Raw genomic sequence first — 20603 nt, 5'->3', positions numbered from 1 at the left:
TATATTGGTGTCAAAGCGCTATAAAAGGGAGGAGCTGCACGATGTTTAAGCTGCAAAAAAACAATGTCATGCTTTTTCTGTTTGTAAGCGTCATTATTGTCTCTGTAGATGTATTCATTATGCAATCGAGCTTTTTTGAACAGGATGCGGCGGTGCTGGGCCCAGCTATCGCAGCAGATTTTGTAATGGTCATTCCGCTGCTGCTTTTTGTTCTTGTTTATCGAAAAATAAAAAAGCCGCTGCTCAGCGTTCTACCCTTCGCGATCTTAGGTTATTTTGCGCTTCTGCTGCTGATGCCGGAAACGGACAACGTGGCGCTTGCTTTCGTCAAGTATACGCTGCTCCCGCTGGAGCTGTTCTTCGTCTGCTATGAGCTGTATAAGCTGTACCGTGTTGTTAGAGCGTTCAAAAGCAGCTGGCAGCCGGATGCCCATCCGTTGGATACGCTGCGAATCAGTCTGCAAAGCTCTATTCGTTCTCCACGTGTAGCAGCTTGGCTTTTGCAGGATATATCTGTCGTGTATTATGCCTTTCTGGCATGGCGAAAAAAGCCTTATGTCCGTTCGGATACAGCCGCCTATAGCTACCATGAAAATTCCAATGCGCTAATTATACTGCTGTTTATATCCAAAATTCTTATTTTAGAAGGCGCGTTGCTGCACTTCCTGCTGGTGCAGTGGTCGCACAGCGCTGCTTGGGTGCTGTCGATCAGTAATCTGCTGTTCATTATATTTCTGCTGGCGAACTACCGCGCCATGCGGCTGAACCCGATTCTGGTGGATGATCAGAGCATCCGTATCCAGTTCGGTATTCAATTGCGAATGGAAGTGGACACGTGCAACGTGGAGTCTGTCACGCTGCTTGCGCCTGAGGAGCTCAAAGAACGGGCGGCGCAGGAAGGGAAAGCGGCTATTCAGCCGCAGGGAGTGGAGCCGAACGTATGCATTCGGTTGAAAGAAGAAGGTGCTGCATACGGTCTGTTCGCCAGCCAGCGCAGCGTTCGAGAGGTTCATATCTTTATCGACCAGCCGCAGGCCTTTTTAACAGACTGCCACGCTCGGATGAGCATGGTAGAGCTTAAGGCATAAAAAAACCGGCTCCGCTATAGAAGGGCGATCCCTTCAAGCGAAGCCGGAGGCTCTGGCCTATTCGATTATTGCTCTTTCTTGCGCGACAGCATCGCGAAGGCTCCTACAATAATAAGAGCAATGGCGAGCAGCGGCTGCACGGTGGCAAGTTGTCCGGAGGCGGCGCTCAGCGAGAAGACGCCGAAGAACAGCAGCGACAGGACAGCTAAAATGTTAATCGGGATAAGCAGCCACTTGTTGCGGCTGCCGAACCAATAAAATTCAAACAAGCCGACGGCTACCGCCAGAATGAAGCCTGGCCACAGAATATGCCACGCCGAGAATAACGTGGAGAGCTGGCAGACGAGTCCAACGGTGAACAAAATGCCTCCCGGGATGAGCAGGCCGACCCCTTTGCCGCCTGTCACGCCAAAATACAGCCAGTGGAAAAACAGTCCTAGCGGAATGATGAACATGCTGGCCCAAAAATTCGCGAACACAGCGCCTGCTCCAAATGACTGGCCTTGGTTGAAGTAAAGAAATACACCAATCAGCATAAGGGCGGGGCCGATAATCGAGCGCTTTAACATTTTTCTTATCTCTCCTCTTTTGTTTATTTATCCGTTGTTTTTCTTAGCTACAATAGCATAGCACAGCCCCCCGCAGTATGTCGTCATGCTAGAGGTAAAGCAGCGGACTAGACTAAAGTCTAGGAAGCAAGCGAAAAAGCAGCGTCATGGCCCAGCCCATGTTCGCATATTTATCATAATATGCTACGATGGGCATAGGCATGTGGCTTCTAGCGGAGCTTCTGGCGAAGTCCCGGGACGAAGCCGGGTTAATTTGATGGAAAGAAGGAACGGAAATGATCATTATTAAGACCGAGGCGGAAATCAACCGCATGCATGAGGCGGGTAAAATATTGGCGGAATGCCATAGGCAAATTGCCAAGCTCATTCAGCCCGGCATCACAACGCATGAAATCGACCAGTTTGCGGAAAAATTTATGAAGCAAAATGGCGCAACGCCGGAGCAAAAAGGCTATAACGGCTATCAATATGCGACCTGTGCCTCCACGAACGATATTATTTGCCACGGCTTTCCGAAGAAGGAAAAGCTCAAAGAAGGCGATATCGTGACCATCGACATGGTCGTCAACCTGAACGGCTGGCTTGCCGATTCGGCATGGTCCTATGCGGTTGGGGAAGTAACCGATGAAGCAAAGCATTTGCTGGCGGTAACGGAAAAATCGCTGTATCTTGGCATAGAGCAAGCGCTAATCGGCAAGCGGATTGGCGATGTATCTCACGCGATTCAGTCGTATGCGGAGGCGGAAGGCTTCTCGGTCGTGCGTGATTTTATCGGCCATGGTATTGGGAAGGACATGCATGAGGATCCGCAGGTGCCTCACTATGGCCCGCCGGATAAAGGGCCTAGAATTAAAGAGGGCATGGTGTTCACAATTGAGCCGATGCTGAACGCGGGCACTTATTTCAGCAAGCTGGATTCTGATGGATGGACCGCGCGGACGCGGGATGGAAGGCTGTCTGCCCAGTATGAGCATACGATTGCGATTACGAAGGATGGTCCGCTTATTTTGACCCAACAATAAAATATTACACGTATATAACGCAAAGAGGGAGAGATCCCTCTTTTTTCTGCATGACAAAATTGGATAATTCATCTAAAATAAATGGAATGATGGGAATGATCGTCCAAAAGCTCGGCCTACATAACGCGATCATTACATGAATTCAGTCATTTTGGGGAGGGTATTCATTTGTTGAGATCGTCAGTCGTATGGAGAAGTGCTTTATCTATTGCGGTTACTGTTGGTTTGGTGGCAATGCCCTTTACGGCAACAGCGGCATCGGAGAACAGCAGCACAGTAAAGCTGCGTATTATGGAAACGACCGATTTGCATGTGAACATGGTGAACTATGATTATTTTGCGGACAAGCCGACAGATGAGTATGGCTTTGCCAAAACAGCGACGCTCATCAAGCAGGCGCGCGAAGCGGCGACGAACAGCTTGCTTTTTGACAATGGTGATTTGATTCAGGGCAACCCGCTTGGCGACTACACGGCGGTTATTAACCCGCTGAAGCAGGGCGAGACGCATCCGGTGTACAAGGCGATGAACCTGCTTGATTACGATGCTGGGAATTTGGGCAACCACGAGTTCAACTATGGGCTGGATTTTCTGAATAATTCGCTGGCGGGGGCGGATTTCCCTTACGTCAATGCGAACATCTATGTGGATGACAAAGATAAAGACGAATCGAATGATAAAAACATGTTCACGCCTTATTTGATTTTAGACAAGGAAGTGAAGGATGAGAGCGGCGCAGCACATAAGCTTAAAGTAGGCGTCATCGGCTTCGTGCCGCCGCAGGTCATGCAGTGGGACAAGGCGAATCTCGAAGGCAAGGTTATTGCCAAGGATATCATCAAAACGGCGGAGAAGTTCGTTCCCGAGATGAAGGCGAAGGGTGCCGACATCATTGTTGCGATTCCGCATTCGGGCTTTGAGGATATTCCGCAGGCTGAAAATATGGAAAACTCCGTGCTGTATCTTAGCAAGGTCAAGGATATTAATGCGATTTTGTTCGGCCACGCCCACAAGGTGTTCCCGGACAAGTCGTTCGAGGGCAAGCCGGGCGTAGATTTGGAAAAAGGGACGATTAACGGCGTGCCTTCGGTTGAGCCGGGCTTCTGGGGCAATAATCTCGGCATTATTGACCTTGATTTGAAGCTCACAGACGGCAAATGGTCGGTTGTGGACTCCAAGGTTGAGGTTAAGCCGATCTTTGATGCGGTGAACAAGCAGCCGCTTGTAGAAGCGGATCAAGAGGTGCTGGAAGCCGTAGAAGAAGACCATGAGCATACGCTCGACTATATTCGCGGCCCGGTAGGCAAGACGACGGCGCCAATCAACAGCTGGTTTGCGCTCGTGCAGGATGATCCATCGATCCAAATTGTAACAAACGCGCAAAAATGGTACGTAGAAAAGCAAATGCAAGGTACGGAATACGAGGGCATACCGGTATTGTCCGCAGGTGCGCCGTTCAAGGCAGGCGGACGACAAGGCCCGAACTATTACACGGATATTGCGGCTGGCGATATTGCGATTAAAAACGTCGCCGACCTGTACCTGTACTCCAACACGGTTAACGCTGTATTAGTAACAGGTGCTGAGCTGAAGGAATGGCTGGAGTGGTCCGCTGGACAATTCAACCAGATCGACATTAAGTCTACAGCAAAGCAGGAACTGGTCAATCTGGATTTCCCGACCTACAACTTTGACGTCATTGATGGGGTAACGTATCAAATCGATGTGACCCAGCCAGCCAAATATGATGCAAAGGGAACAACGGTTAGTGAAAAATCGAGCCGTATCGTCAATCTGCAATTTGATGGCAAAGCGATTGATCCGAAGCAAAAATTCATCGTAGCGTCGAATAATTACCGCGCCTCGTCGAGCAAGTTCGCGAATCCGGATGGCAAACGGATCGTTTTGGCTTCGCCAGATGAGAACCGTCAGGTCGTCATAGATTATATTCGCTCGAACAAGACGATTGACCCTGCCGCTGACGGCAACTGGTCGCTCGCGGCGATCAAAGCGGACGTCAACGTTTCGTTCAAAACGTCGCCTGCTGCCAAGACGCTCGCGGATTCGCTTGACGCTTTGTCGTATGTAGGCGAAACCGATGACGGCTATGCGGAGTTCAAAATTAATTTGTCCGCTGGCGCGACCACGCCAACGACTCCGACTACACCTACAACGCCTACGAAGCCAACGGAGCCGGGCCCAACGAAGCCGACAACGCCAACTACGCCGCCTACGTCTGTTCCGACGACACCTGCCAAGCCGGCAACCGGTACAACGCAGGATACGGTGTATATTGTGAAAAGCGGCGACACGCTGTATCGCATCGCATTAAATCACGGCACCACCTGGCAGAAGCTTGCGACCTATAATAAGCTGGGGAACCCGAATCGCCTGTCCATTGGCCAGAAGATTTTGATTCCGGCAGCGAAATAGGAAGAGCGGAGCCTTCCATGCTTGGAGGCTAGCCGTTTGAGAAAAGAAAACACCCTTTCGAAATTCGTCCTTGCGGCTCCCCGGGTTTCCGCGGCTGTTTGGATGAATGCTCGAAGGGTGTTATTTAATTGTAGGAGGGAAGTCTGATAGAGGCGGAGTCTGGTCTGGAGGACACAGATGACGTTATTTTGTCTAAACCGCGGGGTTTGGAGGTGTTTGCGGACTCAGGCGTCGCTATTGGTTCTCAAACCCCTGTCTTGACGCCATGATCAAGGGAATAGCGGATTTCCTGTCCGCTCAACTGCTAAAATCGCTCGAAACGCTAAAATAGCGGAATGCCAGTCCGCCAGGAAAAGAGAGCAATCAACCGCGCGCATCCAGCCCTTGTGCTTGTTTTTGCTGGTATCACACGTCATGGAAAGGATGCTGCTGCATGAGTGAAAAAATGTATGATGTACTTTTATATCTAATGCTGGCGGTGACTGCTGTCACGGCTATTTGTTTATTGGTTTTTATCCAATTGTTCATAGGTAGTCTGATTAGAAAATCTAAAAAGCTGCCGAAGGTGAGCTTGATGCTGACAGTAATCGGTGCCTTTGTGGTAGGGATATATTGCTATAATCATTTTAATAATCTTGATTTTCTTCCAAAAGGGGAGTTGAATCCAAGCGCTGTCGTCTCTCCAGATGGTCAATATATAATTCGGACTTATCACTATAATGGGCTTTTTTATAGAACAGCACGAGCTGAAGTTGTGGATATGGAGAGTGGGAAGAGCAAGACGATCTACTTTAATGATTATGACCGCAGTCCGGCGATTCAGTGGGCTCACAGTGGCGTGGTGAAAATTGGCAGAGAAACATTGGATATTTCGAAAAATGAGGTTTTTGATTTCCGCGATACCTCGCATGTAAATAAAATGATGCCTCCGCAAGGATGAACACAGAATTGAAGGCGAATAGGGAATTGGGGATGTGTCCTAATCTATTAAAAACAGATGACTCTGCGCAGGCAGGGTCATCTGTTTGCTTTGAAGCGAATATTATGGCGGCAAAATCAGGCTAACTCGTCGTCGTGAATGAAAAATGCTTATTCGTGTTGTTATCGTCCGTCCACTGGATGGCGTCGGCACCGTTGTCGGAGGAGCCTCCCGTAATATAAAGTACTTTGCGGCTTTTGACGTTCATGATTTTGAAATAGCCGCTTCCGGCACTGAGAATGCGGAATTGCTGATTGAGCCCGCCGTTGCTCGTATATTGAATGACAGTGGCGCCGTCTGCGACCGAGCTGCTGGTGATGTCCATGACTTTGCCGCTGTTGCGGTTTTTGATCGTATAGTAGCGTCCGCCTACGTCGGTGAACTGCCAGTGCTGGCTCGTCCAGCCGCCATCGGTGTATTGCTCGATCTGCACGCCGTCCGTCGTACCCCCGCTGGTGACGCCAAGGAGCTTGCTGCTGGAGCGGTTAGTGATTTTATACCAGGACGTCGTGTTGACAGGTGGCGCTACAGTGCTGGTGATGGTGCCCGTCGCCGTGTCAATCGTAAGCTGGTCAGCCCAGTCCAACGTCATGGTGGTGGATGAAGGAAAGGTTATCGGTAGCCACACATATTCCGAGGTGTTGACCGCGCCGCCCCAAGCGCCAGCCCAGCGGTCGCCCATGTACAGAAACGAAGTAGTAGACGAGCCTTCGACCGGCAGTACATACGTAGATTGTGAATTATAGGTGTTGCCATTGCCCACATTCGACAGGCCGCTCCATGTGCCGGAAATGCTGCTGGCTGTCGCATATTTCGCTTGGTTTGGCGCCCAGCCAGTCGCCCCGGAGGTGACGAGGAAGTAGGTGCTGCCCCGCTTGAACATGGCAGGCGCTTCACGGTATTGACCGACCCATAGGGTAGAGACGAGCGAGTCGATGCCAAGGAAGTCGGAGGTCAGGCGATAAATATTTAAATCGGCGTTGACGCGGGTAGCAGAGATGAGATAAGCCGTGCCATTGTCGTTGTAGACGGTCATATCACGGGAATCGTAGCCTAACGGACGGAAGCTGCCCTGATACGTATAGGGGCCTTCAATGTTGGTGGCATATGCAACAGCGACCTGCGCATCGCCGTAGTCTACGCCGTTCTCCTTGTGCATCCACATCACATATTTATTCGTAGCCGCGTTATAAATGACCTTGGGGCGCTCAATGTTGGCGGTTGCCAGCTCGGGCGATGAGGTTTTGCTGAGAACATGGGCACGGAACTCCCAGTTTTTCAGATCCGCTGAGCGATAGACGGAAACGTAATTGACGCCATCGCGATTTTCGCCAAACCAGTAATAATAGCTGCCTGACTTGAGAATGCCGCCCCCGTGGGCTTGAATCGGGTTGCCAGCGGTGTCTTTGAACTGGACGCCATTGTCGAACGTAACAGGAGCAGCGGACGCAGGGACGGTCATCAGACTGAGAGCCAAAGCGACGGTGAGCACATACGCGAGCAAAAGCCGGGACTTGCTTTTCATCATAAAAAACCTCCTTGGAATTTGATGAGGGCATCGCAAGCATCGGCGTAAGCATGGACCGCTTGGCTGATCGGAGCCCGGCCTAGGCTTTGCTCGGGTCATGTGGATAGAGGAGTGATAAAAAAGTAAGCGCTTGCAAATAAGATTGTACAACGATAGAGAGGGAAAAGCATCCTATTATTTTTACTTTTTTTGGTGGGGGAACGGTGGGTGGAGGGCGCCGCAGCATTTGACGTGAAACCGCTATCGCGGTACGCTAAAAGCAAAATAAAGCCGCCATGCGGTACGGCGATGATCCAGGCGGACAGGGGAGCAGAAGGATGGGAAACAACCGCGCGAATTGGCGCAATGTCGGGATTTTCGCACATGTCGATGCTGGCAAAACGACGACGACCGAGCATATGCTTTATGTTAGCGGGCGCACACGGACACTCGGCAGTGTCGATACAGGAACGACGATAACGGATTCCATGGAGGTTGAACGGGCAAGGGGCATTTCGGTTCGGGCGGCGATGACGGCATTGGAGTGGCAGGGTACACATGTGCAGCTGGTCGATACGCCAGGACATGTCGATTTTCTCTCGGAGGTGGAGCGCGCGCTGCGGGTGATGGATGGCGCTGTTCTGATCGTATCCGCAGTGGAAGGCGTGCAGGCGCAGACGGAGCTGATCTGGAATGCTCTGCGCAAGCTGCGTATCCCAACGCTGATTTATATTAATAAAATGGACCGCGTCGGCGCCGATTACGAAGCAGTACTTGCCGATATCCGCAGCTATTTGACGGCGGATCTGCTCGCGGTGCAGCGTCCGCTTGGCAGCGAGCAGCAGTTCGCTGGCGCGGAGGATTTGTGGGCGGAGGGCGCGGATGAAGGTGCGCGCACGGCGCTGCTTGAGGCGATGGCGGAGCGGGACGAGCGCCTGCTGGAGCGGTATGTCAGCGGCGAGGAAGTGCCGCTGGCGCAGTGGCGGGCGGAAGCCGCCGCGAAGGCGCGCCGGGCAGAGGTGCATCCGGTGCTGTACGGCGCATCGAGCAAAGGCATTGGCGTGCAGGCGCTGCTGGACGCGATGATCGAATATTTGCCTGCCCCGGGCGGCGAGGCGGATGCGCCGCCTTCGGGAATCGTGTTCAAGATTGAGCGTGACAAGGTGATGGGCAGGATGGCTTACATTCGGCTGTATCAAGGGAAAATCCGCAATCGTGATGTCGTGCGCAATTTCACGCAGCAAATGGATGAGAAGGTGACGCAAATCCGCAAAATGGACGGCTTCCGCTCCGAGGATGCTGGAGAGATTGCGGCTGGCGGCATTGCAGCCGTGTGCGGCATGTCCCATGTGCGGATCGGCGATATTATCGGCAGTCCCGACGCTGTTCCCGAGGAGGCGAGGCTGGCTGTGCCGCTGCTGACCGTTCAAGCCCATTGGGGCGATGCCCAGCATTATCCGGCAATGGTACAGGCGCTTACGGAGCTGTCCGATGAGGACCCGCTGCTGAATGTGCAGTGGCTGCAGGATGAGCGGGAGCTTCATGTGAAGGTAATGGGACCGATACAGCTGGAAATACTGACGAGTGTTATTGAGCAGCGGTATGGACTTGCAGTGCGCTTCGGCCAGCCGTCGGTTATTTATAAGGAGACGCTAAAGGAAGTGGGCGAAGGGTATATTTCCTATTTAATGCCCAAGCCCTGTTGGGCGGTATTACGGTTTCGCATGGAGCCGGGCGAGCGGGGGAGCGGGCTGCAATATGCTTCGGTGGTGCGCTCCGAGGATTTGCTGCCGCAATACCAAAGCGAGGTGGCGCGGCGCGTGCCGGAGGCGCTGGAGCAAGGGCTGTACGGCTGGGAGGTCGTTGACCTTAAAGTGACGCTCATTGAAGGGCAGCATCATGTGTGGCATACACATCCGCTGGATTTTGCGGTAGCGACGCCAATGGGCATTATGAATGGGCTCGCATCTGTGGGTACAAGGCTGCTGGAGCCGATGCTTCAGTTCCGCATCGTCGTGCCCGAGGAGGCGGGTGGGCGAGTAATGAACGACCTGTCGCTGATGCGCGGCACATTCGGTGCGCCTGTGCTGCATGGCGACAGGATGATTATTGAAGGGCGCATTCCCGCAGCGACCTCGCTGGAATACGCGGTGGAGCTCAGCTCGCTGACGAAAGGTCGCGGCACGATCGCCACCTTTTTCGCTGGTTATGAGCCTTGCCCGCTTGATGTGAAAGCCGAGCGCCAGCGGCGCGGTGTCAATCCGCTGGAGCAGTCGAAATATATTTTGAGCGTGCGGAAGGCTCTGCAAAGCTAGATGCGCTAGATGCGCTAGATTAGCTAGTTAGGCTGGAGCTGTTTAGCCTCATGCTCTTCGTTTCAGTGGTTTGTTTTCTTCACTAAGACCGCCTTGGTGGACACAGCAGGCGCTATTTCGATAGGATCACGGGTTTGGGGTCAGGCCGCGGACTCAGGAGCCGCTAATGCGCTGTAAATGGCCAATTTGCTGGGATGAAGAGGGCAATAGCGGATTTCCTGTCCGCCTACGGCCCGAAAACGGATCAACAGCTAGAATAGCGGAACCACAGTCCTCCAACATTCCAACATAGGAGCGAGCAGCCCAAGTTGTGTACAAGTTGCGGACAAGTGGCGAGCAAGCTAGGTGTGGTCGGTCACAGCAACATTCGCAGGCTGTAGTTCCCGAACCATGCAGCGTCAGATGGGATCGGCCTAAAAATGCGCAAAGCAAGGCGCAGCATGTCGACTCAAGTTTGCGCACGCACCCTAGCGCCACATAATGAACAGCAAGGACAATACCGACAGCAGAACCGACGTTATGGTCATGGCGAGCAGCGGGCGAAGCGCCCGGGAGCGCAGCTCTCTCAGATTAACGTTCAGCCCTAGCCCAACCATCGCCATCGTCAACAGGATGGTTGTAATCGTGGACATGCCGCTTAAGGCGCGAGCGGGCAGTTCCAGCGGAGTTCCAGCAGTCATGCTCCCGAATAAACTAAGGGCGATGAAGCCGAGCAAAAACCATGGAAATTCAGGCCGGGTCTTCATTTCTTGAGAACTCGCTGCCATCTCGCGGTGGCGGCGGCGATTCATGATTGCCATCAGTATAAAGCTGACGGGTACGAGCAAAAACACGCGGCTCAGCTTTGCTAGCAGCGCCAGAGCAACCGCATCCTGTCCGGCAGGCTCTGCGGCAAGCGCCACATGAGCGATTTCATGCAGGCTGATGCCTGCCCAAATGCCATATTGCTCCGCGGTTAGCGGCAGCAGCGGCAGGAGGGCGGTGTAAGCGAGCGCGGCAATCGTGCCGACCAGCGCAACGAGTCCGACGCTTGCGGCGGTATCCTCGCCGCGAGCTTTGAGAATCGGCGATACAGCCGCAATGGCTGCCGCGCCGCAGATGCCTGTACCGATGCCGAGCAAGAGCGACAGCGGCATATCGGCTTTGAGCTTGCGGGCGAGCAGCAGCGTGAAGAGGACGGAGAAGAGGATGGTCGCGGCGGCTTGCAGCAGCAAGCCGGCCCCCTGCTCCAGCAGCACCATCATATTCAGCTTGAGTCCAAACAATATGATTGCAAGCCGCAGCAGCTGCTTGGAGGAAAAATGAATGCCAGGGCGGAGAAAAGCTGGATATCCAGCGAACTGGCGAAAAAACACAGCAGCGATCAAGGCAATCGCCATCAGGCCCATGCGACTGAAGCCGGGAAGCATGGCGAGTGCATAAGCTGTGGAGGCAAAAGCACCTGTCAGCGCTACCCCGCCCAGCCAAGCCGCAGTATGCCCCTTTGCATGCCTACATAACGATCCCTGAGGCTCCGTCTTTTCCGAGGAGGACTGCGCCATCATCATCGGGTTTATTTCTGCTTTCATAGCTGACACCTCATCCTCATCCTGTAAGCGAACAGCCCGCTGCTTCTACTGCCAATGCCGTCAAATAACGGGCGCATGCTTCCTGCCTGAATTATAAATTAAGCATAAGGGATAGCTTACGATAAGAAAAATAAATTGTTATGATTATAATCATAACTAAATACTTATGATAACTTCATGAACAGACAGCAAATGAAGAGAGAGAGGAGCATGTTTGAATGATGGATCAATCCCTGCTCGTTTTTATAGCTGTTGCCGAGGAGCGCAGCTTCACTCGCGCAGCGGAAGCGCTGCATATGACGCAGCCGGCGGTCAGTCAGCACATTCAGTCGCTGGAGGCGGCTTTGGGCGCCAAGCTGCTGGATCGCAGCAACAAGTACGTCCGGCTGAATAAAGCGGGGGACATCGTGTATCGCCATGCGAAGGAAATCAGCGGATTGCATGCGAAAATGCAGAGCCTGCTCGGTGACCTGCTTCACACGGCAAGCGGCGCGCTGTCGATTGGCGCAAGCTTCACCTTTGGCGAGTATGTGCTGCCGCATATGATTGCGTGTCTAAGGGTGAGGTACCCGCTCATTACACCAACGATTACTATAGGCAATACGAAGGACATCGCAGCGCTCGTTGCAGCCCGCCAGCTGGATATTGGAATTGTAGAGGGGGCGCTGCCGGAGCAGGACAAGCTGCAATGCGAGCCATTTGCCCAAGATGCCATGTACGTCGTAGTTGGCGCGGGACATCCTTATGCGAAGCAGCAGGACGTAGAGGCTGAGGCGCTGCGAGGCGAGCACTGGATTGTGCGGGAGGAAGGCTCGGGAACGCGGACGGCAATGGAAAAAATGTTTGAGCAATACGATATTAGGCCGATGAACCCTATGGCGTTTGGCAGCACGCAAATTATTAAAGAGTCCGTTGAAGCGGGGCTCGGTATTTCATTGCTATCGGAGTGGGCTGTACGCAAAGAAATTACGCTAGGGACGCTGAACAGGCTGACCATCGATGGCCAGCCTGTTCAGCGTGATTTTTCGATTATTACGCTGCAAGATGCTTTTCATACGAAAGCGGCGGAGCTGTTCATTGAAATGGTGCGTACCCGTGAAGGCATGCCGCAGCAGCCGATTTAAGGTTTTTCCGATATAGCAGCGATAGGGCTGCATACAGAGCAACAGCTTCTTATGAAAAATAGCCCCTGTCTCCCGGCCCATAACCAGCTGTGCTGCCTCAAGGGTATGCTATGGCGTTATCCGTTCCTCCAAGCTCGCAGGCTAGCTCAGCCTGTAAAGCGCGAATGGCTCGCCATGTTTAAAGCGCAGGCTGATTTCATCCAGCCGCTCCAGGATGGCCGGCTCAGGCTGAAGGCTGGCTGAGGCCAGATTGGCCTCCAGCTGCTCTGCGCTCGTCGCGCCGACGATAACGCTTGCCACGGCTGGCTGCTGCATCAGCCAGTGCAGGGCAAGCACAGCCGGCGTGCAGCCCGCCTCAGCCGCAAGCTCGCCGACCTTGCGGCTGAGCGTGAAGCCTTCGCCCGTGAAGAAGCGGGCGAAGTCCGGGTTTTTGTCCAGCCGCGACCCTTGCGGTGCGCTCTGCTGCTCGCTGTATTTTCCGGTCAGCAGGCCGCCGGCTAGCGGAAAATAAGGGATAATGCCGACGCCCTGGTCGAGGCATAGCGGCGTAATGTCGCGCTCCGGCGTCCGGTCGGCGAGCGAATAGCTGGTCTGAATCGACACATAGCGATTCAGGCCCAGGCGGTCGCTGATGCCGAGCGCCTTCATCAGCTCCCAGGCCGCGTAGTTCGATGCGCCGATGTAGCGGACTTTGCCGGCGCGCACCATATCATCGAGCGCCCGCAGCGTTTCTTCCAGCGGCGTCTCCGGATCAAAGGTGTGGATTTGGTATAAATCCACATAATCCGTCTGCAGCCGCCGCAAGCTCTGCTCCAGCTCAAGCTGCAAATGATAGCGGGACGATCCGCGCTCATTCGCGCCTTGGCCGCGAGGCAGACCGGCCTTAGTGGCGATTACGGCCTCATGTCTTCGTCCTTTAAGCGCCTCGCCGATAATGGTCTCGGATGCGGTGCCCGAGTAAATATTGGCAGTATCCAGAAAGTTTATCCCGCTGCCAAGTGCAGCATGTATAATAGAGATAGAGCTTTGCTTATCCGCCCGCGAGCCGAAGGAATTGGTACCGAGGCCGAGAGAGGATACTTTTAGTCCACTATTGCCGAGACGTTTATATTCCATAAGCTAAAGTCACTCCGTTCAACGTTTAATTAGTGCAATTAGGCATAAGCATGCTTGGCATTTAATATAGCATAAGATAGCGAGGGACGACGATGGAAAGAGTGATAGCGCGGGCTCAGCTGCTTGCAGATGAAGAAATGAAAGCGCTCGCTTCTGTGGAACGCTTGAGAGAGCAGCTGCTTCCTTGGATTGAGGAAGGCAAATTCATGACAGCGGCCTTGTTTAAATGGGAGCGGAATCTTTTTTTATATGTAGAAAGCCTGATGGATGAACCGCCAGCGCCCGAGGAGCTCATGCGCGAGCTCGGCAGTTACTTGGAGCCATGGCCCGGACAGGCCGAGAAGCGCTTATGGATTCCGATGATTGATGTGTTTCATTTCAATGCGCCAGCAAGCCCGGAGCATTGGCGGCGCAAGGCAGCGGTGGAGCGTCGCGTCGGGCGTGTGGCGCATTTGAAGCCGGAGATGGTCGCCAGCTACATTTATTTCCACTACCAGCTGCAGGAGGAGCACGCGTTTCATGGTCCCAAATATGAAATCATCGCGCTGCATGAAAATTTGCTATTCGGCTATCAGGAATTTCCGGCTGTCGTGGAGGAGCCGGTGCTGCCGCGCAAGCTAAAGACAAGTGGAACGCCTGCGGACTGGAGCGAATCGCGAATGGATTTGCATTTTCAGCCATGGTCCGATGGTCATCTATATTTCAAGCCGGTGGAAACTTGGTTTGCTTTGGGTGAATAAGGAACAATCTGACAAAATTCATCATAAATTCATGAAAAATGATCAGTTAGAATTAAGGGAATCTTAAGAAAAATCATGTATAGTAGAAGGATAAGCTGTTAAAACAGCATTCGAAGCCGGGAGGGGACCTGTTATGCGTGAGCCAGTCACTTATTCCGTAGTCATTCCTGTGTATAATGATGAGCAAATGCTTTACGACACCTACAAGCGGCTAAAACGAATTATTCCGCCCATTGGCGAGAATTACGAACTGATTTTTGTGAATGACAACAGCACGGATCGCTCAGCAGATATGCTTCGAGTCTTTTGCGCAGCAGATATTCGGGTACGTGCGATCCATTTCGCCAGCAGCTTTGGTTATGATGCGGCAGTTGCCGCAGGAGCAGACCATGCTTCGGGCGAGCAGAAGATCGTCATGGAGGTATCTGACCGCTTCCGCAGCGTCAGTGCGGGATTGCAGGGTGCTTCTCCGTTTTATGTTGTACGGGCTAAGGAAGGCTTTACCCATTCCCCGCTTTGGGATTTTGCTTCGGAGAGTGCCGCATGCTAATAACTAGCACAACTGAATGGTTCTTCATTAGCATCAAATAACCCCCGCCTTATTAGGCGAGGGTTATTTTTAACTGGAGCGATGTCATTTATGCATAGCACAGGTTTGTCCCGATGTGCCCCGTAGAAGGAGGCCGTTTGCTGCTCTGTTATTGTTCAATGTAAAAACCGAATGAGTGCAGGTTGTCGGCGCTGTTGGTCATGGTGAGCGCTTCCGGCAAATCGATTTTGTCAAAAGCATTGTAATAAGGAGTTCCTGCAAGCAGCACAATAGCAATGGCTACAGCCAGCCTGCGTACCATGCGCTCGCTTGGACGGCGCTGGAGCTTCGCTTTCGGCAAGGTCACCCTGCTGCTGCGTTCGCCGTGAATCATCCAGAGAACGGCAGCAGCGAAGCCGAGCATCGAAAGCGGGAGAGCAAGTGGCATCGAATGCAGCGATACAGCAACGCATAAGGTCAGGTAAAAGATCGTTAGCGTACAGAGCGACAGCAGCTGGTAAGGCAAGATGAACGCGGGCTCTGAAGCGCGATATAGCATGCGTACAGGCAATGGGTCGCTGGACTTCCGTCCTGTGTTTTTGCGCATTCTGAGCAGCTTGGGAATGCTTCTAGCCCACAGCAGCGCAAGCGACAGGGTCAGGATCGGTACACAGATGAGCATGCCCAAATCATAATCCGGTGGGAGCTTGACGGCCATGGTGACGACTCCGCCCAATGCCGCTGCTGCTGGGATGGACAGTACAATTGTCCAAATGATTAAGTCTTTGGCACGCTGGTGCAGCTGCTGCTCGGATTTGCTGTAGAGCAGGGAGGAGGCCTTATTACCGGCAATCCAAGACAACAGCAGCGCTAGGAATAAACAACCAAGCGTAAGATGAACCAAGGTGATATACAAAATAGCTTACCTCCCAGTATAATAATGACTAGATCTATTTTATCGCCTGCGAGCTCCTCGCTATAACAGTCTCTGGTGCAGGTAGTACCTAGACTTTAGACGAGGGAATATCAGGAATGGTTGCTTTATACTACAAGAGTAACCGATTTGAGTCTGGAGGTGAAGAAGCTGCTCGAGCTGCATGATATTATACCGTATTTTTTCTCTGTAAGCATTATCTGCACGTTCGCTTATGCAGCGTATTTCACTTTTCATGCTGCAAGCGAGCCGTCCCGATGGTCGAAGGACAAGGTTCATGCGCCAGCACCTGCACGTATTTTGCCAACGGTTCAGCGGGCTCATACCGTTGCCCTCTGGCTTGTACGAAAAGTAAAAAGAAAAGAAGCGCCTGATGGTGATCCCACAGATTGCAGCTCCTCGTTTGTGAAGCAACATCCAAACAAACGAGGAGGATATATATGTTATCTAAATATACAATGGAATTGCTTAAAAAATACCGCTTTATCCTTATTATCGGGCTGCTGCTCATCATTAGCGGCTGTGGTGCGGCGAATGGAACGATTGACTCAGCGACACCAGGATTTTTCAACCATTACGTTGTATTCCCCATCTCTTATTTAATTCAACACATTGCGCAGTTTTTTAACGACAGTTTTGGCATGGCGATTATTGCGATTACCTTGCTCATTCGTCTGGCCCTGCTTCCGCTTATGCTTCGCCAATCCAAGAGCCAGCAGGTAATGAAGCAGAAGATGAGCGTCATGCAGCCGCAGCTTAACCAAATCAAGGAAAAATACAAAAATGACAAATCGCCTGAAGCGCAGGCGAATATGCAAAAGGAAACGATGGCGCTGTACGGCGAGCACAAGTTTAATCCGCTTGCCATTGGCTGCCTTCCGATGCTCATTCAACTGCCGATTTTGTCGGGACTGTATTATGCAATCAAAATGACGCCGGAGCTGGCGGAGCATTCCTTTCTCTGGTTCCAGCTCGGTGCGCCGGATCACATCCTGCCGTTTCTCGCCGCTGCTATCTATTATGTGCAGTTCCGCGTTTCTCAAATCGGCATGGACCCTGCCCAGCAAAAACAGATGGCGCTGTTCGGTTACCTTTCACCGATCATGATGGGTATTTTCTCATTTACCGCACCTGCTGCTGTACCGCTTTATTGGGTCGTTGGCGGAGTGTTCATGATTTTACAAACCATGCTTTCGAAGCGGCTGTACCCGATGCCTATAACGCCAGTTATGCCAGTAGTAGAGGCTGTAGCGCCAACGCAGAAGAAAGCAAAAGGTAAAAAGCTTCCTGCAAAAACTTAAGCTCCATATACAATAGACGTTCCGGAGGCCTCACAACCCTCGGGGCGTTTTTTTTTATTTTCAGAGCAAAGGACAGCGCTGTAGAGAAATTTAGAATTCGATCCGGCTGAAGCCTCCAAGCGGAATGAAAAGTCGCGTGCAGAGAAGTTGAGGAGCTGCATGGGACAGTTTTGAACGAAGTATGATACAATAAGTGTAAGGTATGGTTTGGCATGCGGACAGTTAAGTGTAAAAAGGAGGCCTTGCACGATGATTAAGCGTTATCCTGCGAACGAGCGGAACTTTTTTGATATTGGATGGTTGAGGGGCTCACGCAGCTTCTCATTCGGTGATTATTATGATCCGGATAACGCTCAGTTCGGCGTCATGCGTGTATGCAACGAAGATGAGATTGCGCCGGGCCGTGGCTTCGGAGCGCATCCTCATAGCGACATGGAGATTGTGACCATTGTGTTGAAAGGCCGCCTTAAGCATGAGGATAATTTGGGCAATATGGAGGTTACCTCTGCCGGGGAAATCCAGAGGATGACAGCGGGCTCCGGCATTGTCCATGCAGAATACAATGATTCAGAAACCGAAGAGGGACATTTTCTGCAGCTATGGTTTATGCCTCGCGAGCGCGGGCTGACGCCTTCCTATGAGGTGCATCGGTACGATCAGGAGAAGCTGGTCAATGCTTTTCTGCCGATTGTCACGCCGGAAGGGACGGACGGCACAGCGATGATTCATCAGGACATGTCGATTCATTTGGGCCGTGTTGAGGCAGGAAAACGCCTTTATTACAGCCAAAAGGCAGGCCGGCGTGTGTTTTTGATGCTGATCGAGGGCGCTGCCGACGTCAATAACATTAATATGATGGCGAAGGACAGCCTTCGTGCGGAGTTTGAACCGGAAATTCTGATCAAGGCGAAGGAAGATACATTCGTCATGCTCATTGATATGCCTTAAGGACGGAATTTTCTGCGCGAGGGGGAGAAAGCGATGAAGGAAACGTTACTAATCAAGCATGCGGTTGGAGGAAGAACCTTTGTAGATTCCAGCAAGTATGACGTTCATTATCACATTGAGCAGGCTGCTGATTTATGGGCGTTCACGGTCACGACGCCGCCGGAGCTTGATTTGGGCAACCTGCTTGCGTGGAAGGAAGAGCTGAACGTCTTTCTTTTCCAAGAGCATGAGGATAAGCCAACGGTCAAAATTTGGTTCTACGTACAGGAACAATCCGTCAGCTTTCAAGCTGTTGAACGCAAGCTTGCGTTTAAGGCGAAAGCGATGATTGAATATATTCCACATAACTACGGCTACAAGCTGTAAAGCGGGGCCAAGGTGAAACGGCTGTCGCCGTCTTCTGGCGGTAATGCTAACGTTTCACGGTGAAATATAAGCTAAGTATAAAGAGAAAGCTTATACTTTCTTATATTTTAATAAAATCGCCCGCTGCTGCATATACATCCTTTATGCGAATGAAGGACAGGGTGCCTTGGTTTATCTTATTCAGGCGTACCGATGATCAGATGTACAACGATTCAATGCTTGGGCTCGAGGCGGCTGGTAATCATTTGCGTTCAATTCCTATGTATGGAATTTCGTAATTTATCAAACGCTAGAAGCAGGAACAGGTTTATCATGGCAATAGCATGTCCAATTAAAGGAGGCGTTGACGATCTATAGTCGGAAAAAGTTTCAAGAGGAAGTCCCTGAGGTCAGCACGAAAATATGGGCTTGTACGAGTGATGTTTGCAATGGCTGGATGCGTGCAAACTTTTCGTTCGAGCAGTCGCCCACTTGCCTGCAATGCAATTCTCCTATGGAAGAATCGGAGAAGATGCTGCCACAACTCGTCAACTCCAATGATATAAATCGGGCGAAAAACAGCATTCCAGTAGCGGAATAAACCAAATAATCGAATTAGCCGAATATATGGCCGATTCAAGCAAAGGGCGTCCAATTGGGCGCCCTTTCTTTGAGCAAATCGATCAGGCTAAGGCCGCTGATCCCCACTAATGCTCTAATGTCCTAATGTACTAATGCCCTAACGCCGTAACGCCCAAGCATTGACACCTAGCGCGCGTTGTAATTATAATTGTTACAGAATATAAGCACGTAAATGGAAGATAGAAATGGAGAGACAATTTGATGAAACAACAGGTGTTGATTTCGAAGCAGCAGCCGATTTCCTCTGTACGGATAAGGATGGCGCTGCTGCTTGGCGCTTTGGCTGCCTTCGCTCCGTTATCCATTGATATGTATTTGCCGGCATTGCCGGAGCTGGCGAATTATTTTGGCGCTAGCGCCTCCATGGCGCAGCTGAGTCTGACAGCCTGCTTGCTTGGTATTGCAGTGGGTCAACTCATCATTGGACCTTTAAGCGATATTTATGGCAGAAAAAAGCCGCTTATGATTGGACTCATCGTATACGTTATAGCCTCGGTGCTATGTATCGTCGCGCCTTCGATTGAGACGTTCGTGCTGCTGCGGCTCGTGCAGGGCTTGGGCGGGGCAGCCGGCATTGTGCTGTCCAGAGCGATTGTACGGGATATGTATGACGGGCCCGAAATGACGAAGTTTTTCGCCTTGCTTATGCTGGTGAACGGGGTAGCGCCAATAGCAGCACCGATTGCGGGCGGACAAGTGCTGCAATGGACATCATGGCGCGGCGTTTTCCTTGTGCTTGGCGCCATTGGGATTGTAATGCTGTTTGCGTCGTGGCTCGGGCTTAGGGAGACGCTGCAGGAGCAAAATCGATTAAAGGGTGGGCTGCAAAGCACGCTGCGCACCTTCGGTACACTAATCAGGGACCGCGTATTTATGGGCTATGCGCTTTCCCAAGGCTTTGTAACCGCGGCGATGTTCGCTTACATATCGGGCTCTCCGTTTGTACTGCAGGAGATTTTTGGCGTCTCGCCGCAGATGTTCAGTGTATGCTTTGCTATTAATGGTGTTGGCATCATTATTGCCAGCCAAACTGCTGGCAGGCTGGCTGGAAAGGTGAGCGAAACGAAGCTGCTCATTGTTGGGCTCAGCATGGCATCCATTGGCGGTGTCGCGCTGCTGCTCGTCATATTAGCTGATCTTGGGCTGATAGCCGTTCTTATTCCGCTATTCTTCGTCGTATCCAGCGTCGGCGTCATCCAGACGGCGAGCTTTACGCTGGCGATGCAAAGTCAAGGCAAAGCAGCCGGAAGCGCCTCGGCGCTGATTGGCTTGCTATCCTTCGTCATTGGCGCCATTGCTGCGCCGCTGGTGGGTCTGGGCGGCAGCCACACGGCGCTTCCGATGGGCATCGTTATTGCAGCATCAAGCATCATCGCTGTGCTGTTCTATGTGTTTATGGCGCGTAGAGGGAGCGTGCGCTAGACGTCGGCCAGCACAAAAACG

Annotated in this window: 18 protein-coding genes; 13 read left to right on the top strand and 5 right to left on the bottom strand. The window is 52.1% G+C overall.

The window, feature by feature from the left end; translation table 11 throughout:
- Window positions 1-41 precede the first annotated feature (41 nt).
- Window positions 42-1088: a hypothetical protein gene (locus ACSR9A_RS10985; RefSeq protein WP_473757267.1), complete on the top strand. Its 1047-nt coding sequence runs from the start codon at window positions 42-44 to the stop codon at window positions 1086-1088.
- Between the two features lie 65 nt (window positions 1089-1153).
- Here ACSR9A_RS10985 and ACSR9A_RS10980 read toward each other — a convergent pair whose 3' ends face one another.
- Window positions 1154-1657, bottom strand: coding sequence for a hypothetical protein (locus tag ACSR9A_RS10980; RefSeq protein WP_341280053.1), 504 nt, complete (start codon window positions 1655-1657; stop codon window positions 1154-1156).
- Between the two features lie 275 nt (window positions 1658-1932).
- Here ACSR9A_RS10980 and map point away from each other — a divergent pair, with 275 nt between their 5' ends.
- The 3 genes from map (at window position 1933) to ACSR9A_RS10965 (ending at window position 6052) form a co-directional block, all read left to right on the top strand.
- Entirely contained in the window at window positions 1933-2679 is a 747-nt protein-coding gene (gene map, locus ACSR9A_RS10975; RefSeq protein WP_099518083.1) for a type I methionyl aminopeptidase, read from the top strand.
- Between the two features lie 234 nt (window positions 2680-2913).
- The gene (locus tag ACSR9A_RS10970; RefSeq protein ID WP_473757291.1) at window positions 2914-5112 is read left to right on the top strand and encodes a bifunctional 2',3'-cyclic-nucleotide 2'-phosphodiesterase/3'-nucleotidase; all 2199 of its coding nucleotides are present in this window, start codon (window positions 2914-2916) and stop codon (window positions 5110-5112) included.
- Between the two features lie 433 nt (window positions 5113-5545).
- Window positions 5546-6052: a DUF5412 family protein gene (locus tag ACSR9A_RS10965; protein WP_473757266.1), complete on the top strand. Its 507-nt coding sequence runs from the start codon at window positions 5546-5548 to the stop codon at window positions 6050-6052.
- 121 nt (window positions 6053-6173) lie between these two features.
- Here ACSR9A_RS10965 and ACSR9A_RS10960 read toward each other — a convergent pair whose 3' ends face one another.
- Window positions 6174-7616, bottom strand: coding sequence for an RICIN domain-containing protein (locus tag ACSR9A_RS10960; protein WP_473757290.1), 1443 nt, complete (start codon window positions 7614-7616; stop codon window positions 6174-6176).
- A gap of 320 nt (window positions 7617-7936) precedes the next feature.
- On the opposite strand from ACSR9A_RS10960, the gene ACSR9A_RS10955 reads away from it, so the two are divergent.
- Window positions 7937-9913: a GTP-binding protein gene (locus tag ACSR9A_RS10955; RefSeq protein ID WP_473757265.1), complete on the top strand. Its 1977-nt coding sequence runs from the start codon at window positions 7937-7939 to the stop codon at window positions 9911-9913.
- Between the two features lie 467 nt (window positions 9914-10380).
- Here ACSR9A_RS10955 and ACSR9A_RS10950 read toward each other — a convergent pair whose 3' ends face one another.
- Complete coding sequence (locus ACSR9A_RS10950; RefSeq protein WP_473757264.1) at window positions 10381-11481, bottom strand: YeiH family protein; 1101 nt, start codon at window positions 11479-11481, stop codon at window positions 10381-10383.
- 221 nt (window positions 11482-11702) lie between these two features.
- Here ACSR9A_RS10950 and ACSR9A_RS10945 point away from each other — a divergent pair, with 221 nt between their 5' ends.
- Window positions 11703-12605, top strand: coding sequence for a LysR family transcriptional regulator (locus ACSR9A_RS10945; protein WP_473757289.1), 903 nt, complete (start codon window positions 11703-11705; stop codon window positions 12603-12605).
- Between the two features lie 141 nt (window positions 12606-12746).
- Here the strand turns inward: ACSR9A_RS10945 and ACSR9A_RS10940 are convergent, their stop codons facing one another.
- The gene (locus ACSR9A_RS10940) at window positions 12747-13721 is read right to left on the bottom strand and encodes an aldo/keto reductase (protein ID WP_473757263.1); all 975 of its coding nucleotides are present in this window, start codon (window positions 13719-13721) and stop codon (window positions 12747-12749) included.
- A 92-nt stretch (window positions 13722-13813) separates the two neighbouring features.
- Between ACSR9A_RS10940 and ACSR9A_RS10935 the strand changes: the two genes are divergently transcribed.
- A complete protein-coding gene (locus ACSR9A_RS10935; protein ID WP_473757262.1) occupies window positions 13814-14461 on the top strand; it encodes a hypothetical protein in 648 nt (215 codons plus the stop codon).
- A gap of 133 nt (window positions 14462-14594) precedes the next feature.
- Window positions 14595-15011, top strand: coding sequence for a glycosyltransferase (locus tag ACSR9A_RS10930; protein ID WP_473757261.1), 417 nt, complete (start codon window positions 14595-14597; stop codon window positions 15009-15011).
- 148 nt (window positions 15012-15159) lie between these two features.
- Here ACSR9A_RS10930 and ACSR9A_RS10925 read toward each other — a convergent pair whose 3' ends face one another.
- On the bottom strand, window positions 15160-15906 hold the full coding sequence (locus ACSR9A_RS10925) for a hypothetical protein (RefSeq protein WP_473757260.1): 747 nt from the start codon (window positions 15904-15906) through the stop codon (window positions 15160-15162).
- A gap of 458 nt (window positions 15907-16364) precedes the next feature.
- Here ACSR9A_RS10925 and yidC point away from each other — a divergent pair, with 458 nt between their 5' ends.
- From yidC to ACSR9A_RS10900, 5 genes are all read left to right on the top strand, one after another.
- The gene (gene yidC, locus ACSR9A_RS10920) at window positions 16365-17225 is read left to right on the top strand and encodes a membrane protein insertase YidC (RefSeq protein ID WP_473757259.1); all 861 of its coding nucleotides are present in this window, start codon (window positions 16365-16367) and stop codon (window positions 17223-17225) included.
- Window positions 17226-17474: 249 nt separating this feature from the next.
- On the top strand, window positions 17475-18173 hold the full coding sequence (locus tag ACSR9A_RS10915) for a pirin family protein (RefSeq protein ID WP_473757258.1): 699 nt from the start codon (window positions 17475-17477) through the stop codon (window positions 18171-18173).
- Window positions 18174-18206: 33 nt separating this feature from the next.
- Entirely contained in the window at window positions 18207-18539 is a 333-nt protein-coding gene (locus ACSR9A_RS10910; protein WP_341280041.1) for a hypothetical protein, read from the top strand.
- Window positions 18540-18882: 343 nt separating this feature from the next.
- Window positions 18883-19119 (top strand): cold-shock protein, encoded by a 237-nt coding sequence (locus ACSR9A_RS10905; RefSeq protein WP_445933771.1) that lies wholly within the window; start codon window positions 18883-18885, stop codon window positions 19117-19119.
- A gap of 242 nt (window positions 19120-19361) precedes the next feature.
- Window positions 19362-20582, top strand: a complete 1221-nt coding sequence (locus ACSR9A_RS10900) for a Bcr/CflA family multidrug efflux MFS transporter (RefSeq protein WP_473757257.1) — start codon at window positions 19362-19364, stop codon at window positions 20580-20582.
- The last annotated feature ends 21 nt before the right edge of the window (window positions 20583-20603 follow it).

Source organism: Paenibacillus sp. R-74696 (genome assembly GCF_055814915.1).
The sequence above is the reverse complement of the archived record's forward strand: the minus strand, read 5'-3'. Positions and strand labels throughout refer to the sequence as shown.

Bases quoted from the DNA above. Each gene is read 5' to 3' on its own strand.
- ACSR9A_RS10985 (WP_473757267.1), top strand. From the start codon at position 42: ATGTTTAAGCTGCAAAAAAACAATGTCATGCTTTTTCTGTTTGTAAGC.
- ACSR9A_RS10980 (WP_341280053.1), bottom strand. From the start codon at position 1,657: ATGTTAAAGCGCTCGATTATCGGCCCCGCCCTTATGCTGATTGGTGTA.
- map (WP_099518083.1), top strand. From the start codon at position 1,933: ATGATCATTATTAAGACCGAGGCGGAAATCAACCGCATGCATGAGGCG.
- ACSR9A_RS10970 (WP_473757291.1), top strand. From the start codon at position 2,914: ATGCCCTTTACGGCAACAGCGGCATCGGAGAACAGCAGCACAGTAAAG.
- ACSR9A_RS10965 (WP_473757266.1), top strand. From the start codon at position 5,546: ATGAGTGAAAAAATGTATGATGTACTTTTATATCTAATGCTGGCGGTG.
- ACSR9A_RS10960 (WP_473757290.1), bottom strand. From the start codon at position 7,616: ATGAAAAGCAAGTCCCGGCTTTTGCTCGCGTATGTGCTCACCGTCGCT.
- ACSR9A_RS10955 (WP_473757265.1), top strand. From the start codon at position 7,937: ATGGGAAACAACCGCGCGAATTGGCGCAATGTCGGGATTTTCGCACAT.
- ACSR9A_RS10950 (WP_473757264.1), bottom strand. From the start codon at position 11,481: ATGAAAGCAGAAATAAACCCGATGATGATGGCGCAGTCCTCCTCGGAA.
- ACSR9A_RS10945 (WP_473757289.1), top strand. From the start codon at position 11,703: ATGGATCAATCCCTGCTCGTTTTTATAGCTGTTGCCGAGGAGCGCAGC.
- ACSR9A_RS10940 (WP_473757263.1), bottom strand. From the start codon at position 13,721: ATGGAATATAAACGTCTCGGCAATAGTGGACTAAAAGTATCCTCTCTC.
- ACSR9A_RS10935 (WP_473757262.1), top strand. From the start codon at position 13,814: ATGGAAAGAGTGATAGCGCGGGCTCAGCTGCTTGCAGATGAAGAAATG.
- ACSR9A_RS10930 (WP_473757261.1), top strand. From the start codon at position 14,595: ATGCGTGAGCCAGTCACTTATTCCGTAGTCATTCCTGTGTATAATGAT.
- yidC (WP_473757259.1), top strand. From the start codon at position 16,365: ATGTTATCTAAATATACAATGGAATTGCTTAAAAAATACCGCTTTATC.
- ACSR9A_RS10915 (WP_473757258.1), top strand. From the start codon at position 17,475: ATGATTAAGCGTTATCCTGCGAACGAGCGGAACTTTTTTGATATTGGA.
- ACSR9A_RS10910 (WP_341280041.1), top strand. From the start codon at position 18,207: ATGAAGGAAACGTTACTAATCAAGCATGCGGTTGGAGGAAGAACCTTT.
- ACSR9A_RS10900 (WP_473757257.1), top strand. From the start codon at position 19,362: ATGAAACAACAGGTGTTGATTTCGAAGCAGCAGCCGATTTCCTCTGTA.